Below are 17,799 nucleotides of genomic sequence, written 5' to 3'. Positions count from 1 at the left end.
CCTCTATTCTCCCTTTTCACTCTCGGACGCGGCATAACGCGCCATCAATGCCGCCTGGGCGCCGTGCCCTGGCGGCTTCGCCTTCAAATCCACCCGGTGGTACACGCCATCGCTTCCCATATCCCAGGCATCGCGTCCATCGTGCAGGTAGGCCACCAGACATTCGTCAATGACGCGCTGGCGCTGCACCGGATCGGTCACCGGCCAGGCCAGCTCGACGCGGCGCAGCATGTTGCGGTTCATCCAGTCGGCGCTGGACAGGTACAGCTCCTCGGCACCGTCGCCCCGGAAATAGAACACCCTGGAATGCTCCAGGAAGCGTCCGATCACCGAGCGCACCCGCACGTTGTCGGTCACGCCCGGCACCCCGGCGGGCAACATGCAGGCCCCGCGCACGATCAGGTCGATCTTCACACCCTGGCGCCCGGCGGCCACCAGCGCCAGGATGAGCGCCTCGTCGGTCAGCGCGTTCATCTTGACGACGATGCGTGCGTCCCTGCCTGACGCAGCCAGGGCGCCAAGCGCCGCAATCTTCGCAATCAATTTCGTGTGCAATCCGAACGGCGCCAGCAGCAAGCGGTTCATGCGCGGTAGATGGCTCTGACTGGCGATGTGCACGAACAGATGCTCCATGTCGGCGGTCAACAGTGGATCCGCCGTCAGGCAACTGACGTCGGTATACAGGCGCGCGGTGCGCGGGTTGTAGTTGCCGGTGGAGAGGTGCCCGTAGCGCTTGAGGGTCTTGCCCTCGCGTCGCGTCAGCAACAGCATCTTGGCGTGGGTCTTCAGGCCCAGCACGCCGTACACGACCTGTGCGCCGATCGACTCCAACGCCTCGGCCCAGTTGATGTTGGCCTCTTCGTCGAAGCGCGCCTTCAGTTCCACCACGACGGTGACCTCCTTGCCGCGGCGCACCGCTTCGCGCAGCAGCTCCATGAGCTCCGAATCCGAGCCGGTGCGGTAGATGGTCTGCTTGATGGCCAGCACGTCGGGATCGTTCACCGCCTCGCGCAGGAACGCCAGCACCCCGTCGAAGCTCTCGAACGGCTGGTGGATCAGCACATCGCCCTGCTTCAGGCGCGAAAAGAAGGATTCGCCAGCGTTCAGCTGCACCGGGTAGCTTGCCTTGTAGGGCGCAAACAGCAACTCCGGCCGGTCCACCAGGTCGATCAGCTGCGTGAGGCGGGCCAGGTTCACCGGGCCGTGCACCCGGTACAGCGCCTGCGCCGGCAGGCCGAACTGGCGCAGCAGGAAACTGCTGAGGTATTCGGAACAGCCCGCCGACACCTCGAGCCGCACGGCCTGGCCGAAATGGCGGTGCACCAGGCCCTGGCGCAAGGCGGTGCGCAGGTTCTCCACATCCTCCTCGTCCACCGACAGGTCGGAATGCCGGGTGACCCGAAACTGCGAGAACTGCCCGACCTCGCGCCCGGCAAACAGGTCCACCAGGTGCGAGCGAATCACGCTCGAGAGCGAGACGAACAGGGTGCGCCCCTCGGACACCGCATCGGGCATGCGGATGAAGCGCGGCAGCACGCGCGGCACCTTGACGATGGCGATCTCGTTGGCGCGCCCAAAGGCATCCTTGCCCCCCAGGCGCACGATGAAGTTCAGCGACTTGTTGGCCACCTGCGGAAACGGGTGCGACGGGTCCAGCCCCACCGGAATCAGCAGGGGCCGGACCTCGCGCTGGAAATACGCCTTGACCCAGCGGCGCTGCGCCGGCGTGCGCTCGCCGTGCGCGACGATCCGGATGCCCCGTTTGCGAAAGGCCGGCAACAACTGGTCGTTGTAGATCACGTACTGGTGCGTCACCAGCCGGCTCGCGCTCGCAGCCAGCGCCTCGAACGACTCCCGCGTGTACAGGCCCCGGTGCGCGCCCGCCTGGCTGGCGCTGAGGTGAGGCTCGGCCCGCACTTCAAAGAACTCGTCGAGGTTGGACGAGACAATGCACAGGTAGCGCAACCGCTCCAGCAAGGGCACCGCGGGACGGCAGGCCCAGTCAAGCACCCGTTCGTTGAAGGCGAGGATGCTGTGGTCGCGGTCCAGCAGTGTGACGGGCGACGAGCTGATCGACGCGTCAGGGACGGCCTCGCGCAGGCGGGAGTCGGACTTGGAGTCGGGGGCTATCGGCATCAGAGCGAACGGGCGGCTTCAGGAAGGCCTATTGTTGCCTATCCAGAGGCACCCAGCCCATCCGGTAGGCCTTGCTACTGGGTCCCCTGAAAACATCGGGTCGCCCATTCCGAAGCCGTGCCTCATGCCGAGCGCAGGAAATCCCGGCGAAAGCGCGGCGCCAGTTCGTCCAGGCGCATCAGCAAGGGCAGATCGGCGGTGTTGAAGTCCGGGTCCCAGGCCGGTGGGCCGAGCACCTTCGCACTGAGGCGCAGGTAACCCCGGATCAGTGCGGGCGGTTCGACATCAAGCTGGTCGTCGAGTTGCTCCACGGGCAGCGCCAGGCGGGGAAACACGCGATCCTGAATCGGCGCCAGGTGGGTGTCGCGCAGCTGCCGCCACACGCTGGCCGCCCCATCGCCACTGAGCACGCCGTTGTGCAGCATCGGAATGCTGGCGCAACCCATCATGACATCCAGGCCGTTGCGCTCCATGAAGCCCGCCAGCGCGCCCCACAGCACCATGATCACGCCGCCGTGCCGGTGATCGGGGTGCACACAGCTGCGCCCCAGCTCGACCATGCGCGGTCGCAGCGCGCGCAGGCGGGTCAGATCGAACTCAGTGTCGCTGTAGGTGCGGCCCACCCGTTTGGCCTGGGCCGGCGTCAGCACGCGGTAGGTGCCGATGACCGGGCCGTCAGCACATTCGCGCACCAGCAGGTGCTCGCAGAAATCGTCAAAGAGATCGATGTCGTGGCCAGGCACAGTCACCGGCAGGCGCGCGCCCATCTCGCCGGCAAACACCTCGAAGCGCAGCCGCTGGGCCAGCCGCACCTCGTCCTGGTGCCGAGCCCAGGTCACCGTCAGGCCGCCGCGCGCTTCGGTCGTTTTGGGAGAGCCCGACGCGATCGGGCGCAGGGCCGGCGTCTGCGGCGCCATCAGCAGCCGGGCCATCGGCGAGGCAAGGGGTTCGTTCATGGGCGATCTCCTGGTTACGTGCGGGGTACGGCAACCCAGGCATGGTGCGAGGCCCGGGTGACACCCTGATGGCAGCTGTGTGTCGTTTTGATGACATTTTCAGCCCCATCCCAGCGTCGAGGGGTCATGTGGCGCTATGGTTTTGTGACCCCGTACGGTTTCATTGATCCCCGTCACGGAATCGTCACCTATTTCAACTATCATTGAAATATGGAAACGACACAGCCTGATTCCGTCGCCGACGAGGCCCGCACCGTGAAGGCGCTGGCCGCACTGGCCCAGCCGCAACGCCTGCGTGCCTTTCGTGCCTTGGTCGTGGCCGGCCCTGCCGGCCTGACGCCCGGGGTGATCGCCGAGCAACTCGGCATCGCGCCCAGCGCCCTCTCCTTCCACCTCAAGGAACTGGCCAACGCGGGTTTGGTCAGCAGCGAGCCGCGCGGACGCTACCTGATCTACCGCGCCAACTTCGCGCAGATGAATGCCCTGCTCGGCTACCTGACGCAGCACTGCTGCGAGGGGCAGGCCTGCGAGCTCACCGAATCCGCGAACTGCATCAACTGCTGACCTGCCGCACAGGAAGAACACCATGAACCTGGCCGACGCACTGAACCTGGGCTGCATGTGCCAGACCCTGAGCCCGGACCGTCTGCGCGAACAACTTGAGACCGACCCCAGCCTGGCGGGTCTGACCCAGCAACTGGCCGCGAGCCATCCCCACCTGTTCTCCGACACTGCCGTGTTTCTGGACGCCGGAACCCGCGATGCGCTGGCCGCCACGGTGTCGGCCATCGAACGGGTGATCGCCCTGCCCGCCTACCAGCACTACACGCTGGCGAACGCCCCGGCCATCGCCCGGCACGCCTTCGGGCCCTCGGGCGTGTTCATGGGCTACGACTTCCACATGGGCGCTGACGGTCCACGCCTGATTGAGATCAACACCAACGCCGGCGGCGCCCTGCTCAACGCCGCCCTGGCGCGCGCGCACCGGGCCTGCTGCGATTCGATGCGCGGCCTGTTCGACACCTCGACCGACCTGCTTCACCTCGACGAAACCTTTCTTGCGATGTTCCGCGCCGAATGGCGGGCGCAGCGCGGAGAAGCACCGCTGCGCACCGTGCTGATCGTGGACGACGCACCGGACACCCAGTACCTGGCGCCCGAGTTCGCGCTGGCGCGGCAGCTGTTCCTGCAGCACGGCATCACGACCGCCGTCGCCGATGCCCGCGAACTGCAGTGGCATGACGGCGCGCTGTGGCACTCGGCCCTTCCCGCCGGCCAGCCGGTGGACCTGATCTACAACCGCCTGACCGACTTCGACCTCTCCGATCCCTCGCATGCCGCGCTGCGTGAAGCCTACGTGGCCGGCGGCGCGGTGGTGACGCCGCATCCCCGCGCCCATGCCCTGTTTGCCGACAAGCGCAACCTGGTCACGCTGGGCGACGATGCGCTGCTCGAATCCTGGGGCGTTTCCCCGCAAGACCGGCGCATCCTGCAGGCCGCCATCCCGCGCACCGTGCAGGTGACGCAGGAGCAGGCCGATGCGCTGTGGGCGCGCCGGCGCCAGCTGTTCTTCAAGCCCGTCGCGGGGTATGGCGCCAAGGCCGCTTACCGTGGCGACAAGCTCACCCGCCGCGTCTGGAGCGACATCCTTGCCGGCGACTTTGTCGCGCAGGACCTCGTGCCGCCCAGCGAGCGCCTGGTCGAGGTGAATGGCCAGCCCCAGCGGCTCAAACTGGACTTGCGCGCCTACACCTGGCTGGGCCAGATCCAGTTGCTGGCCGCGCGCACCTGGACCGGCCAAACCACCAACTTCCGCACGCCCGGCGGGGGGTTCTCTCCCGTCGTTGTGCTGCCGTCCCTCGAACCCGCTGCGCCCGGAATTCCTTCGACGCCCCATTCCGACAACCACGTCCTGACAGCCACACCATGACCGACACCACCCACCCGCTGAACGTCCTTTTCCTGTGCACGCACAACTCGGCCCGCAGCATCCTGGCCGAAGCCATCCTCAACCACATCGGCAAAGGCCGCTTCAAGGCCTTTTCGGCCGGCAGCAGCCCACGCGAGAACCAGCAACCCAACCCCTTGGGCCTGCAGGTGCTGCAGAACGCCGGCATCTCCACCGAGGGCCTGCAGAGCAAGAGCTGGGACGAATTCGGAACCCTCGACGCCCCGCACATGGACCTGGTCATCACCGTCTGCGACAACGCTGCTGGTGAAGTCTGTCCGTACTGGCCCGGCCAGCCTGCCACCGCGCACTGGGGCTACCCGGACCCGTCCGCCGGCGACGGCACCGACGCCCAGAAGCTTGAGGCCTTCCGCCAAACGCTGCATGCGCTGAAGCGCCGGCTGGAGTTGCTGGTGAGCCTGCCGACCGAGAAGCTGGAAAAAACCCTGCTGCAAGGCACGGCCCGCGAACTGGCAAGCCGTTGATTGAACCTTCACACGAACAAACTAGGAAAAACCATGAAAACCATCCAGATCTTTGACCCCGCCCTGTGCTGCAGCAGTGGCGTGTGCGGCCAGGACGTCGACCAGTCGCTGGTCAGCCTCGCAGCCGACCTCGACTGGGCGAAGCAGCAAGGCGTCGCCATCGAACGCTTCAACCTGGCCCAGCAACCGATGGACTTTGCCCACAACGCCACCGTGAAGGCCTTTCTGGAGCGCTCGGGTGCCGAGGCGCTGCCGCTGGTGCTGGTGGACGGCGAAGTCGCGCTGGCCGGCCGCTACCCGAACCGCGCCGAGCTGACCCGCTGGGCTGGCCTGGCCGCGCCGGCAGCAGCCCCGGTCCTGGCCGAAGTGGCTCCCGCAGGCAGTTGCTGCTCCGGCGGCAAATGCTGTTGAACACGCCACCCCACACGTATCCCTGAAGGCCCCCATGAATTTTCTGCAACAGCCGCCCCGGTTCCTGTTCTTCACCGGCAAGGGCGGCGTCGGCAAGACCTCGATTGCCTGTGCCACGGCTATCGAACTGGCACAAGTTGGCCAGCGCGTGCTGCTGGTCAGCACCGACCCGGCGTCCAATGTGGGGCAGGTGTTCGGCATCACCATCGGCAACCACATCACCCCCGTGGCCGCCGTGCCGGGGCTGGACGCGCTGGAGATCGACCCGCAGGCCGCAGCCCAAGCCTACCGCGACCGCATCGTCGGACCGGTGCGCGGGCTGCTGCCGGATGACGTCGTGCGGGGCATCGAGGAGCAGCTCTCGGGCGCCTGCACCACCGAGATCGCGGCTTTCGACGAATTCACCGGCCTGCTGACCGATTCCGCGCTGACGCAGGCCTACGCGCACATCATCTTCGACACCGCACCCACCGGGCACACCATCCGCATGCTGCAGTTGCCCGGCGCCTGGAGCGGCTTTCTGGAAGACGGCAAGGGCGACGCCTCGTGCCTGGGGCCGCTGGCCGGGCTGGAGAAGCAGCGTGCCCAGTACAAGGCCGCTGTCGATGCCCTGGCCGACCCCGATCGCACGCGGCTGGTGCTGGTCGCCCGCGCGCAGACCTCCACGCTGTTGGAGGCCGCGCGCACCCACACCGAACTCGCGGCCATCGGCCTTTCAAAACAGTACCTGGTCGTCAACGGCGTGTTCCCGGCCGTCGAGGCCGCAGCCGACCCGCTGGCCGCCGCGATCGTCGCGCGCGAACGGGCCGCCCTAGGCCGCATGCCCGCCGAGCTGACCCGGCTGCCCACCGACCAGATTCCGCTTAAGGCCTTCAACCTGGTCGGCCTGGATGCCTTGCGCCACCTGCTGGGCGATTCAGCGCCCATAAGCGCGGACGATCTTGCGCCCGAGGCCCCGCTGGTCGCGCCCAGCCTTGCCGCGTTGGTGGACGACATCGCGGCGAACGGCCACGGCCTGGTCATGCTGATGGGCAAGGGCGGCGTCGGCAAGACCACGCTGGCCGCCGCCGTGACGGTGGAACTCGCCCGGCGCGGCCTCCCGGTGCACCTGAGCACCTCCGACCCCGCCGCGCACCTGGCCGAGACGCTGCATGGCACGCTGGAGCACCTGACGGTCAGCCGCATCGATCCGCAGGAGGTCACCGCGGCCTACCGGGCCCACGTGTTGGCCACCAAGGGCGCGGCGCTCGACGCCGCCGGCCGCGCGGTGCTCGAAGAAGACCTGCGCTCGCCCTGCACCGAGGAGATCGCCGTGTTCCAGGCCTTCTCACGGATCATCCGCGAGGCGGGCAAGAAGTTCGTGGTGATGGACACCGCGCCCACCGGCCACACCCTGCTGCTGCTCGACGCCACCGGCGCCTACCACCGCGACATCGTGCGCCAGATGGGCAGCACCGGCGTGCACTTCACCACCCCGATGATGCAGTTGCAGGACCCGAAGCAGACCAAGGTGCTGCTGGTGACGCTGGCTGAGACCACGCCGGTGCTGGAAGCCGCCAACCTGCAGGCCGACCTGCGCCGCGCCGGCATCGAGCCCTGGGCCTGGATCATCAACAACAGCGTGGCTGCCGCCTCGGTGAGCTCGCCCCTGCTGCGCCAGCGCGCGCGCAATGAACGCAGCGAGATCGAAGCCGTGGCCACCTGCCACGCCCGCCGCTACGCCGTGGTGCCGCTGCTGGAAGACGAGCCCGTGGGCGTGGACCGCCTTGAACAACTGGTCATGAATGGAGTTGCTGCATGAGCGTTCAATGTGAAGTCACAGCCAAACAGGCCGCGCACGCGCCGATGAGCGTGTTCGAGCGCTACCTCACCGTCTGGGTGTTCCTGTGCATCGTCGCGGGTATCGCACTCGGCCAGCTGCTGCCGGGCGTGTTCCAGGCCATCGGCGGCATGGAAGTGGCCAAGGTGAACCTGCCCGTGGGCCTGTTGATCTGGGTGATGATCATCCCGATGCTGGTGAAGGTGGATTTTGGCGCCCTGCACGAGGTGCGCCAGCACATGCGCGGCATCGGCGTCACGCTGTTCGTGAACTGGCTGGTCAAGCCGTTTTCGATGGCCTTCCTGGGATGGCTGTTCATCCGCCACCTCTTCGCGCCGTTGCTGCCGCCTGACCAGATTGACAGTTACATCGCCGGGCTGATCCTGCTGGCCGCTGCGCCCTGCACCGCCATGGTGTTCGTGTGGAGCCGGCTCACCGGCGGCGACCCGCTGTTCACGCTGTCGCAGGTGGCGCTGAACGACGGCATCATGATCGTGGCCTTCGCGCCGCTGGTGGCTTTTCTGCTGGGCATCTCGGCCATCACCGTACCGTGGGACACGCTGCTGACCTCGGTGGTGCTGTACATCGTGATCCCCGTGATCCTGGCGCAGCTCTGGCGCAAGGCGCTGCTCGCCAAGGGGCAGGCGGCGTTTGATGCCGCCATGGAAAAAGTCGGACCGTGGTCAATCAGCGCCCTGCTGGCCACGCTGGTGCTGCTGTTTGCCTTCCAGGGCGAGGCCATCCTGCGCCAGCCGCTGATCATTGCCCTGCTGGCGGTGCCGATCCTGATCCAGGTGTTCTTCAACTCCGCACTGGCCTACTGGCTGAACCGTGCGGTCGGCGAGAAGCACAACATCGCCTGCCCGTCGGCCTTGATCGGTGCGTCCAACTTTTTCGAACTGGCGGTGGCGGCCGCCATCAGCTTGTTCGGCTTCAACTCCGGCGCGGCGCTGGCCACGGTGGTGGGCGTGCTGATCGAGGTGCCGGTGATGCTGCTGGTGGTGAAGATCGTCAACAACTCCAAAGACTGGTATGAACAGGGCCTCAGCGCCGAAAGAACCCCCTCATGAGCACCATCACGATTTATCACAACCCGAAATGCGGCACCTCGCGCAACGTGCTGGCGATGATCCGCAACGCCGGCATCGAGCCGACGGTCATCGAATACCTTAAGACGCCCCCCAGCCGCGCCGAACTGGTGGCCTTGATCGCGGCCACGGGCGCGCCCGTGCGCGAGCTGATCCGCGCCAAGGAGCCGATCTACGCCGAGCTGAAACTGGCCGACCCGGCCCTGAGCGACGACGCGCTGATCGACGCGATGCTGGCGCACCCGATCCTGATGAACCGGCCCCTCGTCGTCTCGCCGCTGGGCACGCGCCTGTGCCGGCCGTCAGAGGCCGTGCTGGACCTGCTGCCTGCGGCGCAAAAGGGACCGTTTGCCAAAGAGGATGGAGAAGTCGTCATCGACGCACAGGGTCGTCGCGCCAAAGCTTGACCCACCGCAAGGCATGACCGTCCCCGGAGGAGGATGCTGACCGGGTTGCCTCTCAAGACCTCCTTATGAGCGACGTCCTGCATTTGCTGAACGGCGGCGCCGGCAATCTGGCCGCCTACCTGGCCGCCCACGTGCTGTTGTGCCTGTTGCCGGCTTTCTTCATTGCCGGGGCCATGGCCGCGCTGATTCCCAAGGCCAGCATCACGCGCTTTCTGGGTCGCACAACGCCGCGCCATGTGTCGTACCCGGCCGCCGCGGCGGCGGGCTCGCTGCTGGCGGTCTGCTCCTGCACCATCGTGCCCTTGTTCGCCGGCATCTACCGCAAGGGCGCGGGCCTGGGACCGGCCATCACCTTCCTTTTTTTTGCGCCAGCCGGCAACATCATGGCGCTGGCCTACACCGGCAGCATCCTGGGCGCCGAGTTCGCCGCGGCCCGGTTCGTGCTGTGCCTGCTGTTCGGCATCGGCATCGGCCTGCTGATGGCCCTGCTCTTCTGGCGCGACGACGCCGCGCACGATGCGCAGACCGACACCCTCTTTGCCGACAAGGCCAGCATCGGCCCGGCCGCCATCGGGGTGCTGCTGTCACTGGTGGCGCTGCTGGTTGCCGGCACGCTGAAGCTGTGGCCACTGACCGCCACCATCGCCACAGTGAACCTGCCGCTGCCCTGGGCAGAGGCCTGGCAGGCCACCTTGATCCAGTGGGTGCCTTTCGATGCGGCCAAAGGCGAAGAAGGCGTCAGCGCGCAGGGTTCGCTACTGATCGTGCTGCTGCTCCTGATCGGTGCGACCGCCTGGAAGGGCCTGGAAAACATCGTCGAAGGCGCCAACCGCTGGACCTGGATCGCGCTGGGCCTGGCGGCGACCACCCTGGGGGTGGCGGCGCTACGGCTCACCCCGCATGCGGGTGGGCTGCAGGTCGCCCTCACCGGCCGCGTGGTGGCCGTGGCGCTGACCCTGTGGGCCGTACTTCGGTACGCAAGGCGGCTGAATCCGGAAGACTGGCAAGCCTGGATGTGGGAATCCTGGCGCTTCGTGAAGCAGATCTTCCTGCTGCTGGTGGTCGGGGTCTTTGTCGTGGGCGTGATCCGCCAGTTGATCCGGCCCGAATGGATCCAGGCCCTGGCCGGCCAGAACAATCTGCAGGGCAATGCCGTGGCGGTGGTCTTTGGCGTGTTCATGTACTTCCCGACGCTGGTGGAAGTGCCGGTGGCGCGCATGTTCCTCGACTTGGGCATGCACCCTGGCCCGCTCCTGGCCTACCTGATGGCCGACCCGGAACTGAGCCTGCAGAGCATGTTGATGGTGGCCGCCGTCGTCGGCCGCGCCAAGACGGCCGCCTACGTCGGCCTGGTCGCCGGTTTCAGCATCTGCGCGGGTTTGCTGTACGGCGCCTGGGTCGATGGCATCAACCCGGTCTGGCTGGCTCTGGGTTTGGCCGGGTTTGCCGCGTTACTTGTAGCCGCCTTGGCTTGGCTGCAAAGTCGCCATCAGCGTGCAGTTGCAGGCTCGTAGAAACCGACCGATTCCAAAAGGAGAAACCCCATGCTCACCGTCAAGATTCTGGGCTCCGGCTGCGCCAACTGCAAGAAGCTCGAAGCCGTGGCGCGGGAAGCCGCCACCAGTGCCGGCGTCGAGGCCGAATTCATCAAGGTCACCGACATGAAGGCCATCATGGCCTACGACCTGCTGTCTACCCCCGGGCTGGTGGTCAACGAGAAACTGGTGAGCAGCGGCCGAATTCCCACGCAGGCCGAGGTGCGGCAGTGGATGGGCGCCTGAACGGCCTCCACAGGGCCAATTTTTCAGCCAGATAGCCCCCATCCCGTCGCGCAACGGTCGTGCGCTGCTATCAATAGTGAATCAACCCGCTGTCGGCGGTTCTCCCTCGCTCGGATCCCATGCGCGCAGTGCCCGCAGCAACGGGCGCTTCTTGCTCTGGTGCGCCTGCATGCGACGCAGGATGTCGTGCAGCGTTCGCATGGCCTCCGTGATGTGCGGCCCCTTGTTGAGCATCACGCATTCGGCGCGTTCACCCATGGCGGCGTCGGTGATCTCGGCGCGGGACGGCAGACCGGTCTTGGCCAGCGTTTCCAGCACCTGGGTGGCCCAGATCACCGGCATGTGCGCCGCTTCGGCCGCCCAGAGGATCTCCTCCTGCACTTCGGCGAGCCGTTCGTAGCCACATTCCACCGCCAGGTCGCCCCGCGCGATCATGATGCCGGCCGCCGGGCCGGCCATCGCCGCAAACAGCAGTTCGGGCAGATTTTCGAACGCGCGACGGGTTTCGATCTTGAGCACGATGCCGAGGTTGGGCTTGCCAAGTTCCCGCAGGCGCGAGCGCAGCGCCTCGACATCGTCAGCCTGCTGCACAAAGGACAGGCCCACCATGTCGGCCACCTTGGTGGCCACGGCCAGGTCGGCGATGTCCTTGTCGGTCAGGGCCGGCAGGCTGAGCTGGCTGTCGGGCAGGTTGATGCCCTTGTCGCCGGCCAGCTTCTCGCCGCTGTCGCGCGCGTGGGTGATCTCCACCTCCACCCCGTCCGGCTCGACGCGACGGATCACACCGCCGATGCGGCCGTCGTCGAACCAGATGCGCTCGCCGACACAGACCTGGGCGAACACCTCGGGCAGCGTGCAGGCCACCGACGCGATCGTGGTCAAATTGCTGCCCCGCACCCGGTCAGGCACGGCCGCAGGCTCTGCGCCGGCCCGCGTGAGCCGCAGGACGGAGCCGCGCTGCAGATGCAGCAAGCCTTCGCCACGGGGCAGCTCGGTCAACGTGGTGCGCCGAGGCTTTTTCCCCTTGTGATCATGCTTGAGGGTGGTATCGGGCACCAGATAAGCCGTCTGCTCGCAAGCCGCGAGGGCGCCGATTTCGTCCGTGTGCAAGACCTTCAGACAGCGCCGGGCACCCCGCGCATCCTTGAAATCGATGCGATCGCCGACCTCCAGTCGCGCCAGCCAGTCGGCGTCGACGCCGGCATGCACGAATGCGCCCGCGACCGGCATGGTGGCACCCGCCGGACGCAAACCCACATGGGCGGCAGTCACGAGGCGGCCGAAGTCGTCACGCTGGGGCCGAAGTTTCAGCACCGCTGCGCCCTGCGCCAAGCCCCCCGTGCGCAGCTTCGGTCCGCCGAGATCCATCAGGATGCGCACCGGACGGCCCACGGCACGCGCCGCGCGGCGCACCCGCGACGCCATCGCCTTCCACTCGTCCGGCCCGTCGTGAGCACAGTTGATGCGGGCAATGTCCATGCCGGAGGCGACCAGCTGGCGCACCAACCCGAAGTCACTGGCCGCCTCGGAGGGCAGCGTGACCATGATGCGCACGGACCGCTCGGCCGGAGACGGGCCCAACAGGTCGGCCGTGTGGCGCTCCAGCAGCTTGCGGCTGCTGCGGGTACCAATGGGCTCGTCGCCGCCATGTGTGGCCCAGGCCTGCCCGGTCAGCCGGTGCAGGATGCCCAACACCTTGTCCAGATTGGCCATGGCATGGGATTCGGAGCGGCCCAGTGACGACACGCCGGCGTGGGTCAGCCATTCCTGCAGCGTGCGCTGGTCGTCATGGCGCAGGGCCAGGTAATGGGCCAGGTTGCGGGCGCTGGCCTGGTAGGTGGCATCGGCGCCGCCCAAGAGCGGCGCCAGGCGCTTTTCGCTGGCTTGCATAGCGGCGCGCAGCGCCCAAAGCTTCTCAATGACCCCCTTGCATTCGTCTTCGTCCCAGGCATCGGAGGGGGGCCTCTCCTGTTGGTGCTTGTTCCGGTGCTTGTGGCTGGCTTTGCTCATGGGGTGTGGGAATGGGATATCGGGATGCATGCGGCCGCAAAACGGCATCCTTCAGTCTAGGCCAACACTGTGACATCCCGATGACACCTGCCGTCATCGCGGTCAGGGGCCGCGCCCGCTGGCCGTCGTCTGTCAAAGGCCGGTCGGGCCCGCTGCAGGCCAGGCGCGATGGCTTGCCCCGCGCAGCGCGAGACTCAACCGGTCGACCACTTCCGCCCATTCGGCGTCCCGGCCGATCTCTTCACGCAGAAAAGCGGCCTGGCTAGCGCTCCAGAAGGGCGCCTCGGCCAGCGCGAGGTCCGGCGCCAGCGGAGCATGAGCGGCGATGAAACCGCGGATCGAGGCCTCGTCAGACGCCAGTCCCAACTGTGCAAAAAGATCCGTGAAGCGGTGTAACGACATGTCCATGGCACCCTCGGCAGGTTGGTTGGCTGGCGCATCGCGCAGCAGTCTTTCGCCCCGTCGATTAGAACGCAGGATGGCGACAGCGCGTCATGACACCACGGGCAGTGTGGTGGATACCACCTCGCCGCCGCGGATCGCAACGAGTTCCCCCTCCGCCAGCGGACGCCATGTTTGCGTCGTCAGCGGTACGCTGGCGACCAGCATCACGGTCTGCGGCCCGGCGCCACGGACTGCGATGGCGGGACAGTCCGGGAAGGGATCGCCCGGCTTGCAGTGCCGCTGCAGCAGCCACAAGCCTGGCGGCTCAATGCGGCCGCTCTCACGCTGGATGCGTCTGTGCCCATGCGCGAACAAGGCATCGCCATCGGCGTAGAGGAAGTTGGCCGGGCCCAGCGGACGCAGCTCGGCTGCAAACGCGGCCAGCAGGGAAAGCCGGTCTTGCAATGGCGGCACAAAGGCGCCGTTCCACAGGGCACCAAGGCGTTCCATCAGGTCGCAGAACACCCGCTCGGAGTCGGTCTGGCCGACCGGGTGGTACCGACTGGCGGGCAACGGTGTGCGCTCCAGGACGCCCGGCAGGTTCCCGTTGTGCGCAAAAACATGGGTGCGCCCGGCCAGTTCACGCACAAAGGGCTGCGTATTGGCTAGCGTGACCGCGCCCTGCGTCGCCCGGCGGATGTGCGAAAGGGCCAGCGGCGTGCTGGGCCCCCCAGCCTCCAGCTCGCGCACCAGGGCACTGTCACCCGCCGGTGCGGCCTCGCGATGCAGCACGACATGATCGCCCTGGTAAAAGGCGACGCCCCAGCCGTCGGGCGAAGCGGCATCGGGGGCGCCATGCGAGGCCAGGGTTCTCAGCGAAAGGGTCAGTCGCGCCGGCTGCGAAGCCGACATGGCCAGCAGTTCACACATGGTCGCCATCCCCGGCATATTCATCACAAGCCCGCATGAACGGTATCTGAACGACCTGCAGCGTCACGTGGGTGATCTCGAAGTCATCATGGAGTTTCTCCGTGGCGTCTTTCAGAAAAGCGTCGCCAGGGGTTCCCTCCGGCATCACCAGATGGGCGGTCAGGGTGACATGGGAGGTGCCCGTCGCCCAGATATGCAGGTCATGCACCCGTGTGACACCCGGGAGCCCCGCCAGAAGGGCCCGAACCGCCACCGGGTCCACGCTGTCGGGCACGCCGTCGAACAGCAGGTGCAGGGACTGCCTGAAAAGACTCCATGTGCCGATGAGGATCACGGCCGCAATGGCCAGGCTCACCACCGGGTCAAGCCAGGCCCAGCCCATCCACAGCGTCAGCGCTCCGGCAACCACGACCCCCGCCGACACCAGCGCGTCGGCTGCCATGTGCAGGAAGGCGCCTCGAATGTTCAGATCCTTGCTGCCCCCGCGCATGAACAATAAGGCCGTGGCGGTGTTGATCCCGATGCCGATGCTGGCCACCACCATGATGGTGATGCCCTGTGCTGCCGCCAGCGGATCCGGCGACAGCAACCGGCCCACCGCCTCCCAGACCAGCGCACCTATCGCCATCAGCAGCAGGAAGGCATTGGCAAAGGCCGCCAGAATCGTGGCGCGCTTCCAGCCGTAGGTGTGCCGGGCATTGGGGCGGATCTTGACCGCCAGCGTCCCGCCCCACGCCAGCACCAGCCCGGCCACGTCGCTGAGGTTGTGCCCCGCATCGGCCAGCAGGGCCAGAGAGTTGACCTTCCAGCCGTAAAACGCCTCGATGATCACGAAGCCCAGATTCAGCGCAATGCCGATGGCAAACGCCCGGTTGAAGTTGGCCGGGCCATGGCCTGCCTTGTGGTGATGCCCGTGGGCGTGTCCATGCCCTCTCGCGGTGGCGTGATCATGTGAGTCGCTCATGCGCCCATTCTGCAGCCGATCAGGCGCCCGCGGCGAGCCATTGCTCGACCTTTTCCCGGCTGGGCACACCGCCGGCATGCACCACCTTGCCGTCAATGACCACGCCCGGGGTGCTCATGACGCCGTAGCCCATGATGTCACGCAGTTCTTCCACTTTTCCCAGCGTCACGGCCACGCCCTTCGCCTTGGCGACCTGATCGATGAGGGCGATGGTGTTTTTGCAATTGGCACAGCCCGTGCCGAGTACCTTGATGTCCATGATCGATTCCTTTGAGTGAAACAATTTGAAGTTCGGTGTGTAGCGCCCTACTCGCGCTCCATCTCCAGATAGGTCATGTTGGCCAGTTGCGGGATCCACACGTCGGCGTGCTTCAGGTGGGCAAATAGCTGGCCGTTGAAGCTTTTCACGGCCGTGCTGATGTCGGTGCCGTCATCCACCGCCTTCTTCATGTGCGCGCGCAACGCCAGCAGCAGGTCGCGCGTCTGGGCCTGGGCGGTGGCGAGGTCAGTGACCTTGCCGTGGCCCGGCACGATGATCTGCGGCTGGAGGCTGTCGATCACGGCGAACGATTCCAGCCAGGTTTTGGTGCAGCTCACCGGGTGCAGGCCCAGCACGCGATCGACATAGACCACGTCGCCGGCAAACAGCACGTTCTTTTGCGGCAGCCACACCAGGGTGTCCCCCGGCGTGTGGCCGCCGCTGCGGTGCTTGAGCTCGATCGCCACGCCGCCCAGTTCAAGGCGGGTGTCCTTGTCCTTCACGAAGCGCGTGGGTAACGTGGGCACGGTACCGTCGAGCCGCTCCTTGAGAACCTTCAGGCCTTCCATCTGTTCGCCGGAGCGGGCTTTCATGTCGTCCTCGCCATCGGCGTGGGCGATGGTCTCGATGCCCAGGGACTTGAAGTAGCCGTTGCCCAGCCAGCGATGGTCCTGATCGCCGGTGTTGATGACCCACCTGATAGGCTGGGTCGTGACCTTCTTTGCCGCCTCATGGATCTTGCGGGCGGACTGGAAGGTTGCACCGCTATCGATCAGCACCGCGCCCGCCGGCGTGACGACCAGGCCGATGTTGGCATTCAGCCCTTCGTTTTCGTAGGTGCGGCCTTCGATGTCACCCACGTAGGCATACACGCCGTCGGCCACGGGTTTGAAGACCACCTCCACAGCTGCGGCTGGCAGCGCGGTCCCGATGGCCAGAGTTGTCAACATCACGGCCAGCCGTTGGCCAATCCCGCTTTTCATCGTGTCTCCTGCTTTCAGATCAAAAAGGCCGCTGTGCTCACAGCACGGCGTTGAACACAAACCCCACCAGCAGGATGCCACTGGCCACCACCGCCACGAAGGTGGCGATCAGCCGCATCTTCAGCACCTTGCGCAGGATGATCATCTCGGGTAGCGACAGCGCAATAACGCTCATCATGAAGGCCAGCACCGTGCCCAGCGCCGCGCCCTTGGCCAGCAGCGCCTGCACGATCGGGATGACCCCGGCCGCGTTGGTGTACATCGGCACACCGATCAGCACAGCCAGTGGCACCGACCACCAGGCATCCTTGCCCATGAAGCTGGCCATGAAGTCCTGCGGCACCCAACCATGGATGCCCGCGCCGATGGCGATACCCGCCAGGATGTAGGGCCAGACCTTGCCGACGATCTCGCGCACCGAGGCAAAACCGGCCTGAATACGATCCGCCAGCGTGGCCCCGGCATCCTCAAACTGCGCCGAAGTCCTGGGCATGTCGCGCACCCAGTCCTCCAGGTACGCCTCCATCTTCAGGCGGCCGATGATCCAGCCAGCCACGATGGCCACACTCAGGCCCAAGCCGAGGTAGAGCAGCGCGATTTTCCAGCCGAACAGGCCGAACAACAGCGTCAGCGCCACCTCGTTGACCATCGGCGCGGAGATCAGGAAGGAAAACGTCACCCCTAGCGGCACACCCGCCTGCACGAAGCCGATGAACAGCGGCACCGCCGAACAGGAGCAGAACGGTGTGACGATGCCCAGACTGGCCGCCATCACGTTGGCTGCGCCCTCGCTGCGCCCGGCCAGCAGCGCCCGGGTGCGCTCGGGTGTGAAGTAGCTGTTGACCATGCCCATGACGAACACCACGCCGGTCAGCAGCATCAGCACCTTGGGGGTGTCATAGAAGAAGAACTGCAGGGCGCCGCCCAGATGGCTGGCCCGGTCCACCGGCAAGGCCGCCACCAGCGCCTCGGCCGCCGGATTGAGCGTCTGGTACAGCGCGAGCCACACAATGGGAGCCAGGATCAGGAAGGCGACGGGCTGGCGCGAAGGCCAGCGCTGCAGGGTGTGGGTGGCGGTGCTCATGCCTGTGAAGACGAACGACGAGCCCAAAAGACGCTGAAAAGCCACCAAAAAGCAAAAATACCAGAAAAAGAGGCACCATCCCATGGCCCCCTCAAATTCCAAGTGCAACACCCCATTTCAGAACTGGAGGTTCAGCATGAAGGAAGATCGGAAA

At 66.4% G+C, this 17,799-nt stretch carries 18 protein-coding genes; 9 read left to right on the top strand and 9 right to left on the bottom strand.

Annotated elements, in window-relative coordinates; translation table 11 throughout:
* Positions 1 to 3 precede the first annotated feature (3 nt).
* Together ppk1 and ACMUOY_RS09175 are read right to left on the bottom strand one after the other, a co-directional pair.
* On the bottom strand, positions 4 to 2,136 hold the full coding sequence (gene ppk1, locus ACMUOY_RS09180; protein ID WP_413892412.1) for a polyphosphate kinase 1: 2,133 nt from the start codon (positions 2,134 to 2,136) through the stop codon (positions 4 to 6).
* A gap of 122 nt (positions 2,137 to 2,258) precedes the next feature.
* Positions 2,259 to 3,092, bottom strand: a complete 834-nt coding sequence (locus tag ACMUOY_RS09175; protein WP_413892411.1) for a GNAT family N-acetyltransferase — start codon at positions 3,090 to 3,092, stop codon at positions 2,259 to 2,261.
* Positions 3,093 to 3,302: 210 nt separating this feature from the next.
* On the opposite strand from ACMUOY_RS09175, the gene ACMUOY_RS09170 reads away from it, so the two are divergent.
* The 9 genes from ACMUOY_RS09170 (at position 3,303) to ACMUOY_RS09130 (ending at position 11,031) form a co-directional block, all read left to right on the top strand.
* Entirely contained in the window at positions 3,303 to 3,656 is a 354-nt protein-coding gene (locus ACMUOY_RS09170) for an ArsR/SmtB family transcription factor (RefSeq protein ID WP_413892410.1), read from the top strand.
* Positions 3,657 to 3,678: 22 nt separating this feature from the next.
* Positions 3,679 to 5,022: a hypothetical protein gene (locus tag ACMUOY_RS09165; RefSeq protein WP_413892409.1), complete on the top strand. Its 1,344-nt coding sequence runs from the start codon at positions 3,679 to 3,681 to the stop codon at positions 5,020 to 5,022.
* The gene (locus tag ACMUOY_RS09160; protein ID WP_413892408.1) at positions 5,019 to 5,525 is read left to right on the top strand and encodes an arsenate reductase ArsC; all 507 of its coding nucleotides are present in this window, start codon (positions 5,019 to 5,021) and stop codon (positions 5,523 to 5,525) included. Before ACMUOY_RS09165 ends, ACMUOY_RS09160 begins: the two co-directional genes overlap by 4 nt.
* Before the next feature lie 33 nt (positions 5,526 to 5,558).
* A complete protein-coding gene (gene arsD, locus ACMUOY_RS09155; RefSeq protein WP_413892407.1) occupies positions 5,559 to 5,936 on the top strand; it encodes an arsenic metallochaperone ArsD family protein in 378 nt (125 codons plus the stop codon).
* Positions 5,937 to 5,970: 34 nt separating this feature from the next.
* Entirely contained in the window at positions 5,971 to 7,737 is a 1,767-nt protein-coding gene (gene arsA, locus ACMUOY_RS09150) for an arsenical pump-driving ATPase (protein WP_413892406.1), read from the top strand.
* The gene (gene arsB, locus ACMUOY_RS09145) at positions 7,734 to 8,825 is read left to right on the top strand and encodes an ACR3 family arsenite efflux transporter (protein ID WP_413892405.1); all 1,092 of its coding nucleotides are present in this window, start codon (positions 7,734 to 7,736) and stop codon (positions 8,823 to 8,825) included. Before arsA ends, arsB begins: the two co-directional genes overlap by 4 nt.
* On the top strand, positions 8,822 to 9,250 hold the full coding sequence (gene arsC / locus ACMUOY_RS09140) for an arsenate reductase (glutaredoxin) (protein WP_413892404.1): 429 nt from the start codon (positions 8,822 to 8,824) through the stop codon (positions 9,248 to 9,250). The genes arsB and arsC overlap by 4 nt, the downstream gene beginning before the upstream one ends.
* Positions 9,251 to 9,315: 65 nt before the next feature.
* Complete coding sequence (locus tag ACMUOY_RS09135; RefSeq protein ID WP_413892403.1) at positions 9,316 to 10,764, top strand: permease; 1,449 nt, start codon at positions 9,316 to 9,318, stop codon at positions 10,762 to 10,764.
* Positions 10,765 to 10,794: 30 nt separating this feature from the next.
* Positions 10,795 to 11,031, top strand: coding sequence for a thioredoxin family protein (locus ACMUOY_RS09130; protein ID WP_413892402.1), 237 nt, complete (start codon positions 10,795 to 10,797; stop codon positions 11,029 to 11,031).
* Between the two features lie 81 nt (positions 11,032 to 11,112).
* Here the strand turns inward: ACMUOY_RS09130 and ACMUOY_RS09125 are convergent, their stop codons facing one another.
* The 7 genes from ACMUOY_RS09125 to ACMUOY_RS09095 form a co-directional block, all read right to left on the bottom strand.
* The gene (locus ACMUOY_RS09125) at positions 11,113 to 13,041 is read right to left on the bottom strand and encodes a pyruvate kinase (RefSeq protein ID WP_413892401.1); all 1,929 of its coding nucleotides are present in this window, start codon (positions 13,039 to 13,041) and stop codon (positions 11,113 to 11,115) included.
* Positions 13,042 to 13,173: 132 nt separating this feature from the next.
* Entirely contained in the window at positions 13,174 to 13,449 is a 276-nt protein-coding gene (locus ACMUOY_RS09120) for a DUF2789 domain-containing protein (protein WP_413892400.1), read from the bottom strand.
* Positions 13,450 to 13,533: 84 nt separating this feature from the next.
* Positions 13,534 to 14,355 (bottom strand): class II glutamine amidotransferase, encoded by an 822-nt coding sequence (locus ACMUOY_RS09115; RefSeq protein WP_413892399.1) that lies wholly within the window; start codon positions 14,353 to 14,355, stop codon positions 13,534 to 13,536.
* The gene (locus tag ACMUOY_RS09110) at positions 14,348 to 15,319 is read right to left on the bottom strand and encodes a cation diffusion facilitator family transporter (RefSeq protein WP_413892398.1); all 972 of its coding nucleotides are present in this window, start codon (positions 15,317 to 15,319) and stop codon (positions 14,348 to 14,350) included. Before ACMUOY_RS09110 ends, ACMUOY_RS09115 begins: the two co-directional genes overlap by 8 nt.
* Positions 15,320 to 15,338: 19 nt before the next feature.
* Entirely contained in the window at positions 15,339 to 15,578 is a 240-nt protein-coding gene (locus ACMUOY_RS09105) for a thioredoxin family protein (protein WP_413892397.1), read from the bottom strand.
* Between the two features lie 47 nt (positions 15,579 to 15,625).
* The gene (locus ACMUOY_RS09100; protein WP_413892396.1) at positions 15,626 to 16,561 is read right to left on the bottom strand and encodes an MBL fold metallo-hydrolase; all 936 of its coding nucleotides are present in this window, start codon (positions 16,559 to 16,561) and stop codon (positions 15,626 to 15,628) included.
* Positions 16,562 to 16,598: 37 nt separating this feature from the next.
* On the bottom strand, positions 16,599 to 17,645 hold the full coding sequence (locus ACMUOY_RS09095) for a permease (RefSeq protein ID WP_413892395.1): 1,047 nt from the start codon (positions 17,643 to 17,645) through the stop codon (positions 16,599 to 16,601).
* Between the last annotated feature and the right edge of the window lie 154 nt (positions 17,646 to 17,799).

Origin of the sequence: Candidatus Skiveiella danica (genome assembly GCF_022705245.1) — a bacterium.
In the GTDB taxonomy this organism is placed as follows: Bacteria; Pseudomonadota; Gammaproteobacteria; order Burkholderiales; family Burkholderiaceae_C; genus Skiveiella; species Skiveiella danica.
The sequence above is the reverse complement of the archived record's forward strand: the minus strand, read 5'-3'. Positions and strand labels throughout refer to the sequence as shown.

Bases quoted from the DNA above. Each gene is read 5' to 3' on its own strand.
- ppk1 (WP_413892412.1), bottom strand. From the start codon at position 2,136: ATGCCGATAGCCCCCGACTCCAAGTCCGACTCCCGCCTGCGCGAGGCC.
- ACMUOY_RS09175 (WP_413892411.1), bottom strand. From the start codon at position 3,092: ATGAACGAACCCCTTGCCTCGCCGATGGCCCGGCTGCTGATGGCGCCG.
- ACMUOY_RS09170 (WP_413892410.1), top strand. From the start codon at position 3,303: ATGGAAACGACACAGCCTGATTCCGTCGCCGACGAGGCCCGCACCGTG.
- ACMUOY_RS09165 (WP_413892409.1), top strand. From the start codon at position 3,679: ATGAACCTGGCCGACGCACTGAACCTGGGCTGCATGTGCCAGACCCTG.
- ACMUOY_RS09160 (WP_413892408.1), top strand. From the start codon at position 5,019: ATGACCGACACCACCCACCCGCTGAACGTCCTTTTCCTGTGCACGCAC.
- arsD (WP_413892407.1), top strand. From the start codon at position 5,559: ATGAAAACCATCCAGATCTTTGACCCCGCCCTGTGCTGCAGCAGTGGC.
- arsA (WP_413892406.1), top strand. From the start codon at position 5,971: ATGAATTTTCTGCAACAGCCGCCCCGGTTCCTGTTCTTCACCGGCAAG.
- arsB (WP_413892405.1), top strand. From the start codon at position 7,734: ATGAGCGTTCAATGTGAAGTCACAGCCAAACAGGCCGCGCACGCGCCG.
- arsC (WP_413892404.1), top strand. From the start codon at position 8,822: ATGAGCACCATCACGATTTATCACAACCCGAAATGCGGCACCTCGCGC.
- ACMUOY_RS09135 (WP_413892403.1), top strand. From the start codon at position 9,316: ATGAGCGACGTCCTGCATTTGCTGAACGGCGGCGCCGGCAATCTGGCC.
- ACMUOY_RS09130 (WP_413892402.1), top strand. From the start codon at position 10,795: ATGCTCACCGTCAAGATTCTGGGCTCCGGCTGCGCCAACTGCAAGAAG.
- ACMUOY_RS09125 (WP_413892401.1), bottom strand. From the start codon at position 13,041: ATGAGCAAAGCCAGCCACAAGCACCGGAACAAGCACCAACAGGAGAGG.
- ACMUOY_RS09120 (WP_413892400.1), bottom strand. From the start codon at position 13,449: ATGGACATGTCGTTACACCGCTTCACGGATCTTTTTGCACAGTTGGGA.
- ACMUOY_RS09115 (WP_413892399.1), bottom strand. From the start codon at position 14,355: ATGTGTGAACTGCTGGCCATGTCGGCTTCGCAGCCGGCGCGACTGACC.
- ACMUOY_RS09110 (WP_413892398.1), bottom strand. From the start codon at position 15,319: ATGAGCGACTCACATGATCACGCCACCGCGAGAGGGCATGGACACGCC.
- ACMUOY_RS09105 (WP_413892397.1), bottom strand. From the start codon at position 15,578: ATGGACATCAAGGTACTCGGCACGGGCTGTGCCAATTGCAAAAACACC.
- ACMUOY_RS09100 (WP_413892396.1), bottom strand. From the start codon at position 16,561: ATGAAAAGCGGGATTGGCCAACGGCTGGCCGTGATGTTGACAACTCTG.
- ACMUOY_RS09095 (WP_413892395.1), bottom strand. From the start codon at position 17,645: ATGAGCACCGCCACCCACACCCTGCAGCGCTGGCCTTCGCGCCAGCCC.